The 14,179-nt window shown below is 41.7% G+C and carries 11 protein-coding genes; 7 read left to right on the top strand and 4 right to left on the bottom strand.

Annotation, left to right across the window (positions count from 1 at the left end):
* The 6 genes from KBF71_05085 to KBF71_05060 all read left to right on the top strand — a co-directional run.
* Window positions 1-1,547: AHH domain-containing protein (locus KBF71_05085; protein ID MBP9877692.1), on the top strand; the 1,547-nt coding region annotated here is incomplete at its 5' end.
* Window positions 1,514-2,428, top strand: coding sequence for a hypothetical protein (locus KBF71_05080; GenBank protein ID MBP9877691.1), 915 nt, complete (start codon window positions 1,514-1,516; stop codon window positions 2,426-2,428). The genes KBF71_05085 and KBF71_05080, both read left to right, overlap by 34 nt.
* Before the next feature lie 120 nt (window positions 2,429-2,548).
* Window positions 2,549-4,672 carry a DUF637 domain-containing protein gene (locus tag KBF71_05075; protein ID MBP9877690.1) on the top strand — a complete coding sequence of 708 codons (2,124 nt, stop codon included), beginning with the start codon at window positions 2,549-2,551 and terminating at the stop codon, window positions 4,670-4,672.
* A 129-nt stretch (window positions 4,673-4,801) separates the two neighbouring features.
* Window positions 4,802-5,323 carry an SMI1/KNR4 family protein gene (locus KBF71_05070; GenBank protein ID MBP9877689.1) on the top strand — a complete coding sequence of 174 codons (522 nt, stop codon included), beginning with the start codon at window positions 4,802-4,804 and terminating at the stop codon, window positions 5,321-5,323.
* Window positions 5,324-5,526: 203 nt separating this feature from the next.
* On the top strand, window positions 5,527-7,605 hold the full coding sequence (locus tag KBF71_05065) for an RNA degradosome polyphosphate kinase (protein ID MBP9877688.1): 2,079 nt from the start codon (window positions 5,527-5,529) through the stop codon (window positions 7,603-7,605).
* Window positions 7,606-7,613: 8 nt separating this feature from the next.
* Complete coding sequence (locus KBF71_05060) at window positions 7,614-9,101, top strand: Ppx/GppA family phosphatase (GenBank protein ID MBP9877687.1); 1,488 nt, start codon at window positions 7,614-7,616, stop codon at window positions 9,099-9,101.
* 6 nt (window positions 9,102-9,107) lie between these two features.
* Here KBF71_05060 and ftsZ read toward each other — a convergent pair whose 3' ends face one another.
* From ftsZ to KBF71_05040, 4 genes are all read right to left on the bottom strand, one after another.
* Window positions 9,108-10,637 (bottom strand): cell division protein FtsZ, encoded by a 1,530-nt coding sequence (gene ftsZ / locus KBF71_05055; protein ID MBP9877686.1) that lies wholly within the window; start codon window positions 10,635-10,637, stop codon window positions 9,108-9,110.
* Window positions 10,638-10,788: 151 nt separating this feature from the next.
* The gene (locus tag KBF71_05050) at window positions 10,789-12,057 is read right to left on the bottom strand and encodes a hypothetical protein (protein MBP9877685.1); all 1,269 of its coding nucleotides are present in this window, start codon (window positions 12,055-12,057) and stop codon (window positions 10,789-10,791) included.
* Window positions 12,057-12,929, bottom strand: a complete 873-nt coding sequence (locus tag KBF71_05045) for an acetyl-CoA carboxylase carboxyltransferase subunit beta (GenBank protein ID MBP9877684.1) — start codon at window positions 12,927-12,929, stop codon at window positions 12,057-12,059. The genes KBF71_05050 and KBF71_05045 overlap by 1 nt, the downstream gene beginning before the upstream one ends.
* Before the next feature lie 94 nt (window positions 12,930-13,023).
* Entirely contained in the window at window positions 13,024-13,695 is a 672-nt protein-coding gene (locus KBF71_05040) for a ribonuclease HII (GenBank protein MBP9877683.1), read from the bottom strand.
* A gap of 99 nt (window positions 13,696-13,794) precedes the next feature.
* Between KBF71_05040 and KBF71_05035 the strand changes: the two genes are divergently transcribed.
* A complete protein-coding gene (locus KBF71_05035) occupies window positions 13,795-14,151 on the top strand; it encodes a hypothetical protein (protein MBP9877682.1) in 357 nt (118 codons plus the stop codon).
* Window positions 14,152-14,179: the final 28 nt, after the last annotated feature.

Raw genomic sequence — 14,179 nt, 5'->3', positions numbered from 1 at the left:
ATGTCTCCATTGCAATCGATACCGGCGGCAGAGCTGCTGAGTTTAATACGTTAAGCGGCCAGGAAAGAATCAAAGAATGGAATGAAGAGCAGGAAAAAGAAAAAGAAAAGCTAGCGCGTCGTTTAGTAAAGCAAGGTATTGTCTCTCAAGAGATTATGGATCAAGCCTATGACTCACTGACTTTAGTTGATTTAGAAGAAATCAGAGCTGATCATAGGCGTGCTGTGTCTAAAGACACCAAGGGTCTTGGAGAGATGTCTTATGATGCACACAAAGAAGGAAGACAGGCGCAATTCGATGTTTTGAGAGGTGATTTTCAGCTAGCGAAAGTTACAAAAGCAACATCAACACTCACAACAGACCTGAGTCCTTTAGGAATGGTATATGGCGGAATTCAATTATTTGAACAGTACTCAGCTTATAAACAGTTGACTCAAGCTGAAGAAAAACCATCCACTCCAACACCACCACAGAAATGGTCACCAATAAGAAGTCCATATGATGTGGGTCCTTCTGAACCATTTCAAAGCAAGGAACATGCGAGAAATGCTAACAAATTAATGTCGGCTATAAATCCTCATTCACCTACTCAGTTTGAGTATGCTGCAGCCTATTCAGGCCAGATAAAAAACCCTGATGACTTCAGAAACCTAGCCCCTGGTGCTGAATACTTTAAGATAGCTGGCGATATAAAAGATAGATTGTCTGCCAAGTGGGGTGGAAAGACTCGGAACGCTACTCAAAAACTAGCTCTTAATGTAACGGGTAATCCGCATGTTGCAGTCACTGCAGGATTTGGCGGAGCGCTTGCTCTTGAGCTTGTCGCAGATCCATTGAATGCCGCTGGCGGTGCTGGAAAGGTTGCTCAAGCTGGAAAGGCAGTGATTAAAGGAGCTTCAGGTGCTCGTGCAATTTCTCGTGCTGCTCAAGGTAGCGCAGGCTTTGCTGATGCAGTTGCCGCTGCAAAACAAGGTGCAAGCTTAAGTGCGCGGACGGCTGCTAATGTAACTGCTGGCAAGGCAGTCACACAAACAGTTGCTCATCAAGCAGAACAAGCCGCTGTTCATCAAGCTGAAAAATCTGTTGCGAGAGACATAGATCTTAGGGTAAAACCTGAAATAAAGCGTGGTAAAGATGGTAAAGTTAAAGGCGTTGAAAAGACCCAAGTTCATCATATTATTCCTCAAGCTTTAGGAGATGATAAATTCTTGAAGAAAATTGGCTATGATATACATCAGCGGGCGAATAAAATGATTCTGCCAACTGTTGAAGGAGGCCCCTTGTTTACCGCAAAACGGTCTATCCATCAGGGCCCTCATTTAAAAGAAGTTATAAAAATGATAGATGAGTCTATTAGGAAAGTTGAATATGAATCCATGTTACATGGATGGTCTCATCAGAGATCTATTGAGGAGGTTAATAAAGCCCTTGCGCCTCATAGAGCTCTTTTAAAAAGTGGTGATATTCCTCTGAATAAGAACTTTCAGCCACAAGCTGAAGGGTTGCATAATGAATGGATGATGAAACGATTAAACCCAGAATGGTAAATTATGATTTTGAAAAAGTAGGTAGTAAAATGATTAAAAATACTAATAGCGATCCTTTGTTTGTTTTTGATAAAGGGGGGCCTTATAATAAGCATATTTTGAAGTATTATGGATTTGAGCCTCCGAAAAGTTTTGATCTTTCAAATTTGTACTTCAGTAAAAGAATAAAAGAAAAAAAATATGACATTATTTTCGGCATTAAGGCACTGCCAGATGATTTTACTAAATATGATTTCTTATGTTGTTATGATGGGGCACCTATGATTGTTCATCGACGTGTTTTAGATGTTTTGAAAAATGATTGTCCTGGCGAATTTCAAGCTTTTTCAGTTGTCATTAAAAATTTTGATAAAAATGATTCCCCCTTTGAGAATCATGATTATTATGCAATCAACGTTTTAAATAACATCGATTGTATTGATCGCGACAAATCAGATTTGTTTTACAGAGATGAGGAATGTTTATCGCAGGATCGATTTGAAATCAAAAGATTAGTTTTTAAAAAGGAAGGCATGGAGCCATTTCGTCTCGCCTATTTACACGGAACACGACAAGAAATCATCCATCCTTCCCTCGCTGCAAAGCTCAAAAAATGTAAAGGTGTTGAGTTTCGATCAGCAGACGAAGCTTATCCGAGACGCCCAACACCTGGCGAATTTATGAAGTATCGGTATGAAGAAGGTGATGAAAATAGCCTTGAAGCTTTGAGGCGCCTCATGATCTCTGTTTTCAATACAGTTGAGCTTAAAAGATTTCATGAAACTTACAAGCCTGATCAGGAAGAAGCTGTGCGTAAAGGGATTGAGCTCCTGAAAGAACGCTCCAAAATGTATGATGCTGAATGCTCAGAGCTGATTACCTTCATGGAATCAAAACGCTAGAATTCTACTCTCTCTCAAAATCCAGATACAGCTTGGCTTGCTGAGCTCGCGAAAGACCCTGATGTTCAAGTTCACTTGCTCAAAGAGTATCATAAGCATTGGAAGTATAAGCACAGTGGGATGACGCCTGAATTCACAATTGCGGTTGCCATTGCAATTGCTGCTTTGACATGCGGAACTGCTGCCCCCCTAGCGGGAGCAGCAGGAGGCGCAGCTGCGGCAGGTGGTACAGCAGCAGGAACGGTCGCAGCGGGTGGTGCTGTGGCAACTACAGCAAGTACAGTCACATTAGGATCCATGGGTACAGCAGCAGCCACTGCTGTTGGCAAAGCCGCAATCACCTCTGCTGTGATCAGTGGTATCAATAACAAGGGCGATCCACGACTCGTTGCCAAGGATTTGACGAGCAAGAATCAAATGAAAAGCTTTGCAATGACAGCACTAACAGCTGGCGCAGTGCATGGGGTTTCAGGAGCTCTTAATGTACCTGCAAGCACAACGAGTGTTGCTGCTCGAGCGCAGAATGTTGCAATCCACCGCGGTGTGAATGTTGCTGTAAGCACAACGATTGGGGGCGAGAATCTCAAAGACTCTCTCAAATCGAACGCAATCGGAGGCATTGTTGACTTTGGTGCTGGCCTTGCGGCACAGAAGATTGGTGAGGCCTATCATGCCTCAGAGGAGGCAGAAGCCTTCAAAGCTGAGCATCCGGATCTTGCCTATATGGCGGATGATGTTCCATATATGAGTCCAGCTGAGCATTTGCTGTCTCACGGTATTGTTGGCGGAATGGGTGGTCTTGCTCTAGGGCAAAATCCACTGATTCACGCAGCAACAGCAGTGGGAGGCGAGCTGACTGCTTCTGCGTATAAAGAATTAGCGGGAGATGTTGACTCAAAAGAGCAAGGTATTGCCTTGGCTCGATTTGCTTCAAGCGTCATCGCCCTTACCCTGAATGGTGATGTCAAAGACATCAGTGGCGCAATCGAAACCGGCGGCAGAGCCGCTGAGAATAATACATATCTTGGACAGAAGGAAATGGAGAAATGGGAAAAGAAAAGACAAAAGAAGGCTCGCCAACTGGTAGAAAGAGGAATTGTTACTCAAGAAGAGATGGATGCGAATTATGATTCGCTATCAATCGCAGATATGGCAAAGATCAAAGCCTATCATCGCCAATATGTTTCAGCGGATGTCAAGGGTTACGGAGGAGACCTTTTTATTCAGGGAGTACAAGCCTACCAAGATCGAGAACAAGCACAACAAGCTTTTAGAGATGGGGATCGTCGTCCTGAAATTCGTCTAAAATCAGGATATATTTTTAATGCAGAGATGAATTATGAGGTGTTTGTTCCTCGAAGCTCAGTAACAGAAGATGTAAAGCCACAACCAGAAGCGCCTTTACAACAGATGAGAGTTGCATCTGTAAAAGGTGAGCGAGATGTGGATCCATCTTCGCCCTTTCAATGGTCAGAGCTAAAGCGTGATGCACATAAATTATATGGTAACTCTGGCCTGGATGCTAAGTATGATTATACACGTGTATTATCTGGTAATCTTCAGAATCCTGAAGATTACAGAAACCTAGCCCCTTTTGCGAGTGATCTTAAAAAGCTAAAAGATAGAACCGGCAGTTTAATGCATAAATGGGGTGCTGGTACTAAATTTTATAGTCAAAAATTGGCGATGACTACAGGCAATGAACGTTTATCTGTTGATGCTGGTCATTTGGGTGAATTTGTTGTTGATCCGATGCTTGCTGCGGGAGGCTTATTAAAGGGAGCAAAATTAACAAAAGGCGCTATACAAGGAGTTAGTACTACCAAAAAGCTTATCCAGAGCAGTAAAGGAGCAGAAGCTGTTTCAGATGTTGTATCAGCGGCGAATAAGGGTACTAAAATAACTGAACGAACTTCTCAAATTGCCAAGCCAGGCATTGCATCAAGAGCAGCCGAAGCGATGGGTGGCAAAGCAGGGGTTACTGTTGAGCTTGAGTATAAACCTGGCATGGATCCTCGGGATTTTCATAAAAAAGTTGAAGCCTTGAAAGACTTAGCAAATAGAGGCAAACTATCAGTTGCTGAAAGACCGATAGTGAGGAATGAAAACTTGACAAGGCAGTATAGAAAGAATCTTGTAGATCGTGCTAAATCCATGTGGGGTTCAACAGAACCTGAAAGAGTTAAAGCTCTAAAAGTGTACTCGAAGTTAGGCAAGTTGACCATATTCAAGATTTACAGGTGAATGGTTTAGATAATATGTTAAATTTTGGTATGCTTGATCAGCGAGTGAATTCTTCTTTAGGATCTCAGCTATTGCATCAATTGAAGACTGTTCCAGAAGGGACAAAAATTAAGAAGGTGATTATCAAAAATGTCAAAGATATTAACAATTAATGAAAAAATAAGATTGATCTGTGATAAAGTTAAGAGCGGTGATGAGCACTTAGGTAATCAGTGTTGGTTTGGAGATATATCTGAAGTTTTAATACTAGATAAAATAAACATTGATTTTAGCTTACCTGAGGAGTATCTCAATCTACATCGTGAATTTGATGGTTTTACAATAGATTGGTGTGATTTCTTAAGTAGTACAGGTCAGCTTGTCCCGAGTGTAAGAGAATTTAAAGAAATACTCATAGATTGGGATTACTCAGCAGGTTACTATCCTTTTGCCAAAGATGCAGGGGGTAATATTTTTGTATTTAGTCCTCATGATCAAAAGATTTGGATGTTTGGTATGGATTACTTTGATGAGCCTCCAAAATTGATTGCCGAGTCATTCGATAAATTTATGAATGATTGTGTGCTCGGCAAAAGATATCCAGAGTTTGTTTTTATAGAAAATAATTACTTCTACGATTTTCTGGTTGAGCAAGGTTGGGTTCAGGAGTAATACGCTTAAAACCCAGAATACCTTAGAAACCTGGCCCCTGGTGCTGAATATTTTAAGATATTCTTTGCTCGGTTTAGAAAGAAGTTTCAGAAATCTGTACTCAATCTCGGCAATTTTCCCTCTTCAATACGTTATTATTCAAATTTTATTAGGGGCTTTTCGTTAATATGGGGTACTATATTATTTAATAATATTTGGACTATATGAGTAATAAGATGAAGAAAGATAAAAAACCTGCTGATTCTGAACTCTATCTCAATCGGGAATTGTCTTGGTTGAAGTTCAATAATCGCGTCCTGGAAGAAGCAAAAAATGCTCATAATCCTTTGTTCGAGCGGGTTCGGTTTTTATCAATCTCAGCCAAGAATCTTGATGAATTTTATATGGTGCGCATCGCCGGCCTGAAGGCCCAGATTCATGAAAATATTACAGAGCTCAGCCATGATGGCAGAACAGCCAAAGAGCAACTCTGCTTGCTGCAAGAAAAAGTCAAAAAAATCATTCAGCATCAGCAAAAAACCTGGAAACAGCTCAAATCTGAGCTTGAAGAAAGTGAGATTTTTTTGCTCGAAACAAATCATTTGGAAGAGGAATTGATTCAAGAGGAACAGGTCTGGCTCAAGGGGTTGTTTCTGAAAGAGATCTTTCCGCTTTTGACGCCAATTGCAGTTGATCCATCACATCCTTTTCCTTTTATTTCAAATCTGGGATTCTCGCTGGTTCTTGAACTTTGTGATCGGGTGAAGAAGATATCGCATAAAGCGCTTATCGCATTGCCAACTCACTATAATCGATTCATTGAACTGCCTCAGAGAAAACATCATTTTGTCTCCATTGAGCAGCTTATTTTGCGCTATGCTTACATTTTGTTTCCTGATCATGAAATTGAATCTCATGGCCTTTTCCGTGTTTTGCGTGATACCGAGATGTACATTGATGAAGAGGCCGAAGATCTTGTTTTAACCTTTGAGAATGCTCTTAAAAAACGACGCAAGGGGAATGTGATTCGCCTAACTATTAATGATGAAATGCCAAAGTCACTCCAGGCCTTTCTGCAAGACGAGCTTGGCGTTGCATCAGAAGATGTTTTTGTTCAAGACGAACTCGTTGGTATTGCAAATATTGAAGAGCTCATTCGTGATAAAAAGGCGGGATTTTTGTATCCTCCTTTTACGCCCCGATATCCACAGCGTTTGTTAGATGCTGATAGTCATTGCTTTGCAGCGATCGATCAAGGAGACTTTATTGTTCACCATCCTTATGAAAGTTTCGATGTGGTGGTGCAGTTCTTGCAGCAAGCGGCTAGAGACCCAAAGGTTGTTGTTATTAAGCAAACGCTTTACCGGACAAGTGATGATTCGCCAATTGTAAGAGCTCTCATTCAAGCAGCTGAAGCGGGGAAATCAGTCACAGCTATGGTCGAGTTGAAAGCCAGATTTGATGAAGAGAAAAATATTCAATGGGCGCGTGACTTAGAGAGAGCTGGCGCTCAAGTGATTTATGGCGTGACAGGCTTAAAGACACATGCGAAAGTCTCGCTTGTCATTCGGCAAAATGGGCATGATTTAAAATCTTATGTGCATTTCGGAACAGGGAACTATCATCCGATCACGGCAAAAATCTATACGGATCTTTCGTTTTTTTCTGCCGATCCTGTTCTCTGCCAAGATACAGCCTTTATGTTTAATTACATGACAGGTTACGCCTTGCCAAAAAAATTAAAGAAGCTTGCGATTGCGCCGTTAACTTTACGCGATAGGTTGCTCACCTATATTGATGCCGAAATTCAATTTGCAAAAAAAGGAATGCCTGCATCGATCTGGTTGAAGCTGAATTCTTTGGTTGATCCTGAAATGATCAATAAACTTTATGAGGCCTCAAATGCAGGCGTGAAAATTCAGTTAGTGGTGCGTGGAATCTGTTGCTTGCGGCCAGGCGTAAAGGATATGTCAGACAATATCACCGTGAAAAGCATTGTTGGACGCTTTTTAGAACATGCGCGTATTTTGTGTTTTGGAAATGGCGCGGCGCTGCCATCAGATCAAGCTTTGGTTTTTTTATCATCAGCTGATTGGATGCCGCGAAATTTGGACAGACGCGTTGAAGTGCTGGTGCCGCTTGAGGATGCTAAGGTGAAGAAGCATGTTCTCTCACACATTATGGTGACCAATTTAAAAGATGAGGCATCAAGTTGGATCTTGGATGCTGAAGGGAACTATGAGCGCATAAAATCAGGTGCTGGAGCATTTAGTGCTCATGACTATTTTATCCAGAAGAGGTGAGCAACAAGATGAGTAGAGTTCAGAAATTAGCGGTTATTGATATTGGATCGAACTCAGTGCGGCTCGGGATTTTTGATGTTGAAAACAGAAGTTATATTCCTTTATTCAGTGAAAAGGCGCTGTGTGGTCTCGGGAAGGGCTTTTCCAAAAAAGGTGAATTGAATCCGTCAGCCAAAGAAGCAGTTATGATGCAACTTCACCGTTTTGTGAAAGTGATTCAGCATGTTGGTGTTGACTCGGTGCAAGCTGTTGCGACCGCCGCGATGAGAGAAGCTGTTGATGGGAAAGAGTTTGCCTCTGAGATTGAACGAGACACAGGCTTTAAGGTGAGAATTCTCACAGAAAGGGAAGAGGCATACTACTCTGCGCTTGGCGTCAGATCAGGACTTCATTCTGTTAAAGGTATTGTCGCTGATTTGGGGGGTGTTTCGCTTGAAATGATTTATCTTGATCCAGATGAAATTGATTTCATCAATTCAATCTTGGCTGGGGGTTTGAAATGTCAGGACATCGATGAAGCAGGAGAAGATCTCGATGATTACTTGAAGAAAATATTCAAAGTGCTAGAAGATGAACCGAGGCTGCAAGAAAAGGGAGATCTCTATCTCGTGGGGGGTGGATTCAGGACAATCGGAAAGGCTTACATTGATCATATCAAGTATGAGCCAAGAAACGTTCATCATTTTTCTGTCCCACGCGATGAGATGAAGGATTTTGTCAAAAGAGTGATCAGGCAGCATGAGAATGGCTATCGCCGTGATGACTTTGAGATAGAATATCCGAGCATTTCAGGTAAAAGAGCAGCGCTCTTGCCCTATTATGGCAAGGCGCTTTTGGCTCTTTTGCATCATTGTAAGGCGGAAACGGTTCTCTTCTCTTCTTATGGGCTCAAAGAAGGCATTTTCTTTGAAACGCTTAGTGAGGATGAGCAAAAGAAAGATCCATTGTTTTTATGCTGTGATATGCTTGCCAAAAGTCAAGCCCGTTTTCAGCAAGCGCCTGATTATGTGACGTGGCTTTCTGATATTATGAGTTTGATTCCTCAGCGTTATGAACGTCTTTTAAAAGCGAGTGCGACGTTAATTGATCTTGCCTGGATGGATCATTCAGAAGCGCGCGGGAAAATTGCCTTTTGGCGAATTGCCTATTTGTCATTGCCAGGTGCATCGCATCATGAAAGACTCTTTATCGCCATGACTTTGTTTGTGCGTTACACAGGTGATTTTAATAAATTCGAGCATAAGGATTTTCTGAAGGAATTTAACAAGGAAGAGCTTTTTGTGATTTTACTCTTCGGCAGAGCTCTCAGACTTGCTTCCAGCCTTTCAATAGGTGATGCATCTCTGCTTGATGAAGTTGATCTCTCGTGGGATGAAGAGAAAAAGACCCTGTCGTTGATGACAAGGTCTTCAGATCATACCAATTTTGATGCTCTTTATGGCGAAAGCGTTCAGAAGCGATTCAAGTCTCTGCAAAAGACGCTTATTGAGGGGTAGCGTTTCTTAATTCACTTGGCGACGCAAGAAAGCAGGGATGGTGAGGTCCTCTTCAGATGATTCTCTCGATTGAGCCATTTGATTTGCCATCTTTAAGGTTGATTGCTTTTGCTTTGAGCTGTGAGGAGCATTATTTTCTTGATCTTCAAATGATGTCTCAGCAGCACTAATCTGCGGATCAGAAAGTCGAATTTCTTCAGATTGATAGCTCACGATCTCATCTCCATTGTCATACTGTTCCTTTTGGAAAATCTTTTTCCCGAATGAGGTCATTTTCTTCAAGAAGCCTTTTCCATCTTTGCTTCTGACATCAATTTCATAAGATTGTTCAGTCATCTCATAGCTGAGGCCAGTATTTGCATGTGGTTCATTCTGGTTTTGAGGATCTGCTTTTTGACCCGCACTATTGTGTTTGTTTGTTGTGTCTTGAAGAGGTGCTGTCTTTGGCGTTACAGCAGAGATAGAGGCTGCCTGTTGAATGCCCCCAACGCCTAGGCCGCGTCCAGGGTAGGCTTGTGCTTTGCCGCCTGCAAGATTGGTCATGACTTCAAAACGACTTCTCATTTGATTTGGTTGTTCAATACCGGTTGCCACAACAGAAACGCGCATTTTGCCATCCATCGATTCATCGAAGGTTGAACCAAAGATGATGTTTGCATTTGGATCAACTTCATCACGAATGCGTTTTGCTGCTTGATCAACTTCAAACAGAGTCATGTCTAGGCCGCCAGTGATGTTAATCAGCAGGCCTCTCGCGCCTTTCATTGAGACTTCATCAAGCAATGGATTAGAAATAGCTGCCTCAGCTGCGTCAAGTGCACGAGATTCGCTAGAAGATTCGCCCGTACCCATCATCGCTTTACCCATCTCTGTCATCACAGAACGAATATCCGCAAAGTCAAGGTTGATCAGGCCAGGCATGATCATCAGATCGGTAACACCTCTAACGCCAGAGTACAATACGTCATCTGCCATTTTAAAGGCATCGGCAAAAGTTGTTTTCTCATTGGCAACGAGGAAAAGATTTTGGTTTGGAATGATGATCAGTGTGTCAACAAACTGTTGAAGCTCTTCGATCCCTGATTCAGCGGTGCGCATTCTGTGCGCGCCTTCAAAATGGAAAGGTTTTGTGACAACGCCAACGGTTAGAATGCCTTTTTCGCGAGCTGTTTGAGCAATGATAGGCGCTGCTCCTGTACCTGTTCCACCGCCCATACCAGCAGTGATGAAGACCATGTTGCAACCGTCAAGAATCTCATTGAGCTCAGCAAGTTGTTCTTCAGCAGCGGCTCTCCCAACATCAGGACGCGATCCTGCGCCGAGGCCACGTGTGAGCGTTGCGCCGATTTGTAATTTTTTGCCTGCGAGTGAATGAGCAAGAGCCTGTGCATCGGTATTGGCAACAGCAAACTCAACGCCTTCCAGTTTTGAGCGGATCATATTATTGACAGCATTACCACCAGCACCACCAACGCCAATCACAAGAATTTTTGGCTTTAATTCAGTAGGGACTTCAGGCATATAAAGATCGATCATAGAGGGCTCCGTGTATTTTAATTATGATTAGGATGTATAGGTTGATTTTAAAAATAAAATCGCGAAATCACAAGATCTTTATGAAAATTGATCTGAAAAAATGCAAGAGCCTAGTCTAGCCTTGATCTCTATTTTTAGGTTTCTTTTAAATTCAATGAGATGTATTTTCAAAAAGGATGTGCTCATTTTTAAGGCACCAGCCGATATAGTAGAGCGAGCCACAAATGACGATATCAGTACTGCCATTTTGTATAGAATGATGCAAAATTTTGATAAAGGGGTCTTTGACTGTATCTGCGAAATGGTAATCATGTTCGCTCATCAGTGTGAATTTTGCTTCAAGAGGCGGTGGCAAAAAGTGATCGATGATTTGGTGCTTTTGAAAAGGGTCTAAAAAATCATCAAATGATCGATTGGATAAGAGCATAGGCCAAAGAGCAATCTTTGTAGCAGATGATTTTTGTTTCATATCGATAAGTGTTTTCGAAAGAGCTGCTGCACCATTTGGATTGTGTGCACCATCAAGCCATAGTTGACATCCATCAACAGATCTCCATTTCTGGAAGCGGCCGGGATGATAAGCCTGTTTGATTCCGGTTTCTATGTGTTTTAGATCGATGTTTGGATAAAGATGAATAGCTGCGGCTATTGCAAGGGCCGCATTTTCATGTTGGTAAGAAGCGGTTAAAAATTGAGGGGTATAGGAAAAGATTTTATGACCTGGGAGTTCAGCTTTTTTGTCATTGATTATGCAAGACCCCTCTTTATTTTGAACAAAGAGGGGGACTTGAAGCTTGTTAGCTTGATTTTGAAGGACATCAAGAACGATTGGTTCCTGAGCAATTGTGAAGGCTGGCGTTCCCTTTTTAAAAATACCCGCTTTTTCTGCTGCAATTTGATCAAGACTATTGCCCAAAAGAGCTTGATGATCAAGGGCAATCCGTGTGATGAGGGTTACAAGAGGGTTTTCAATAACATTTGTTGCATCGAGTCTTCCGCCAAGTCCGGTCTCAAGAATGATATAATCAGCAGGGTGATCAAGGTAGGCCAGAAAGGCAATGAGCGTGAGCATTTCAAAAAAGGATAAAGCGATGTTATGTTCGCTGAGTTTTGTTTTGGCTATCGTGTGGTAGTGTTCAAATTGACCAGCAGAAATTTGTGTTTGACTGAGCTCAATTCTTTCATACAGCGAGACAAGGTGGGGAGAGATGAAGCGATTCACTCGAAAGCCAGCTTCTGTGAGGATAGATTTGAGAAAGGCTGAGGTTGAGCCTTTCCCATTGGTTCCAGCAATATGAATGATATTCTGTAATTTCTTATGCGGAGAATCGAAGAGATCAAGCGCTTTCAAAAATCTTGTAAGGCTTATGTCCCCATCGATCAGTCGTGGGTAATTAAAAGGAAGCTCGTCAGATATCATTAAGCTGCAGCAGATGCTTTTTTGGGTTGCATTAAAAGTGATATGATTCTTTCAAGAGTCGATTTGAGTTGTTTGCGGTCGGTGACAATGTCTACCATTCCGTGTTTTTCTAGGTATTCAGCTTTTTGGAATCCTTCAGGTAGTTTTTCGCGAATGGTATTTTCAATAACACGTGCACCAGCAAAGCCAATGAGGGCTCCTTTTTCTGCAATGTGAATATCTCCAAGCATTGCAAATGATGCGCTGACACCACCTGTTGTTGGGTCTGTTAGAAGGACAATATAAGGCAGACCTGATTTTTTGACACGTTCAACGGCAACAACAGAACGAGGGAGTTGCATGAGCGATAAAATGCCCTCTTGCATTCGCGCACCGCCTGAGGCTGGCACAGTAATGAAGGCTGCACGTTTTTCAACGGCAAGCTCGGCTGCTTTCAAAAGACCATCTCCCACGGCCATTCCCATAGAGCCGCCCATGAAATTAAAGTCAAAGACAGCAACAACTGCGTTTTGGCCCCCAATCGTGCCATGTGCAATCAGTAATGCGTCCTTATGTCCTGTTTTTTGACGGGCTTCTTTGAGTCTGTCAGGGTATTTTTTCATATCTTTGAATTTGAGAGGATCAACCGTTACATCTGGAATATCCACAGTTGTATATTTCTCATTGTCAAACATAAGTCGTAATCTTTCCTCAGGGCCAATTCTGTGATGTGAGCCACATTGAGGGCATACGTTGAGGTTGTTTTCAAGGTCGCGGTGAAAGACCATCGCTTCACAAGCATTACACTTAAGCCATAGATTGTCTGGGACTTCGTGACTTGGTGTTACGAGAGATTTGATTTTTGGTTTTACAAAATTTGTTAGCCAATTCATGTGGATATCCTTGCTTCAATGATTTTAGATCTAGTCATACTTTACATAATTAGAACAAAATTGGAAATGAAAATTTTTTGGTATCGATTTGTCTTTATTGTGTTTGCCCCTTGAGAAAGCTTTTACGATGGTGTTGTGTGATACCATGGGCTTGAATTGCATCCAAATGTTTTTTGGTTCCGTAACCTGCATTTGTTTCCCAACCATAGTGCGAAAATTCCTCTGCGAGCTTATTCATGAGTTTGTCGCGTTCAACTTTAGCCACAATGGCAGCCGATGCAATTGAGTAGGATCTTGCATCTCCCTGCTTAAGGGTTTGACCTGGCATTGATACTTGCGGGAGATAAATGCCATCGACGATGACACAGAAATTTTCTTTTGGAAGATTGTGTTTTAGCTTTTCGTGTAAAGAATCGCAAGCGCGTTTCATCGCGAGTAATGAGGCGTGAAGAATATTGATGTCTTCAATCTCGCGAACAGACGCTTCTGCAATTGATACAATGCAGATTTCATGTATTTGTTGTGAGATATCATGCAATTTTGCTTTTGGAATTTTTTTTGAATCGCGAATCGTGTCGAGTAAGGCTGTAGGGAGTGTTAATTGAGGGATGAAAACAGCTGCTGCGAAAACTGGTCCTGCAAGACATCCTCTGCCAACTTCATCGGTCCCTATTGGTAAGGCATTGTGTTTTTGAGCAAGGTTGGATTCATGCTCAAAGCTTGGTTTGAGGGGGGCATCATCAATAGGAAAGAGAAGGCCGGTCATTTTTTTGATCTTTTTTTACTTATTACAAGGGCTTTATTATATGTTTTTTTTAAAAATTGGAAAGCAATTTTCTTGCAATTTTATAAGGAATAATGGATTATGATCGAATGGTTCATTTTTAATGACATGCACACAGGATATGATCGCTTCACTATGGTCCAAAGAATCATCATGCTTTTGATCCCGTTGTTTTTACCGTTAGTGCTTTATTTTATTTATAAAGCCTATGTGAATTCAAAGAGGGAAAAAGATCAAAAACACAAGTTTTTTGATCTAACAGATCGGAAGGCATTTCCTCCTTTATTATTTTTAGGAGTTATGCTGATGATATTGGTTTTGATTTTAGTGACAACATTTGGAGGGTCAGATCCAACTGGAAAATATATACCGCCTCGGTACGAGAATAATAAACTGGTTCCAAGTCACATGGAAAAAACGAAAACTGAAAAAGAATAGATAATCGATGCAAATACTCAAATTCAAT

The organism is Alphaproteobacteria bacterium, from assembly GCA_018063245.1.
In the GTDB taxonomy this organism is placed as follows: domain Bacteria; phylum Pseudomonadota; class Alphaproteobacteria; order JAGPBS01; family JAGPBS01; genus JAGPBS01.
Note: the sequence above shows the minus strand (reverse complement) of the source record. Positions and strands in the feature narration are given on the sequence as shown.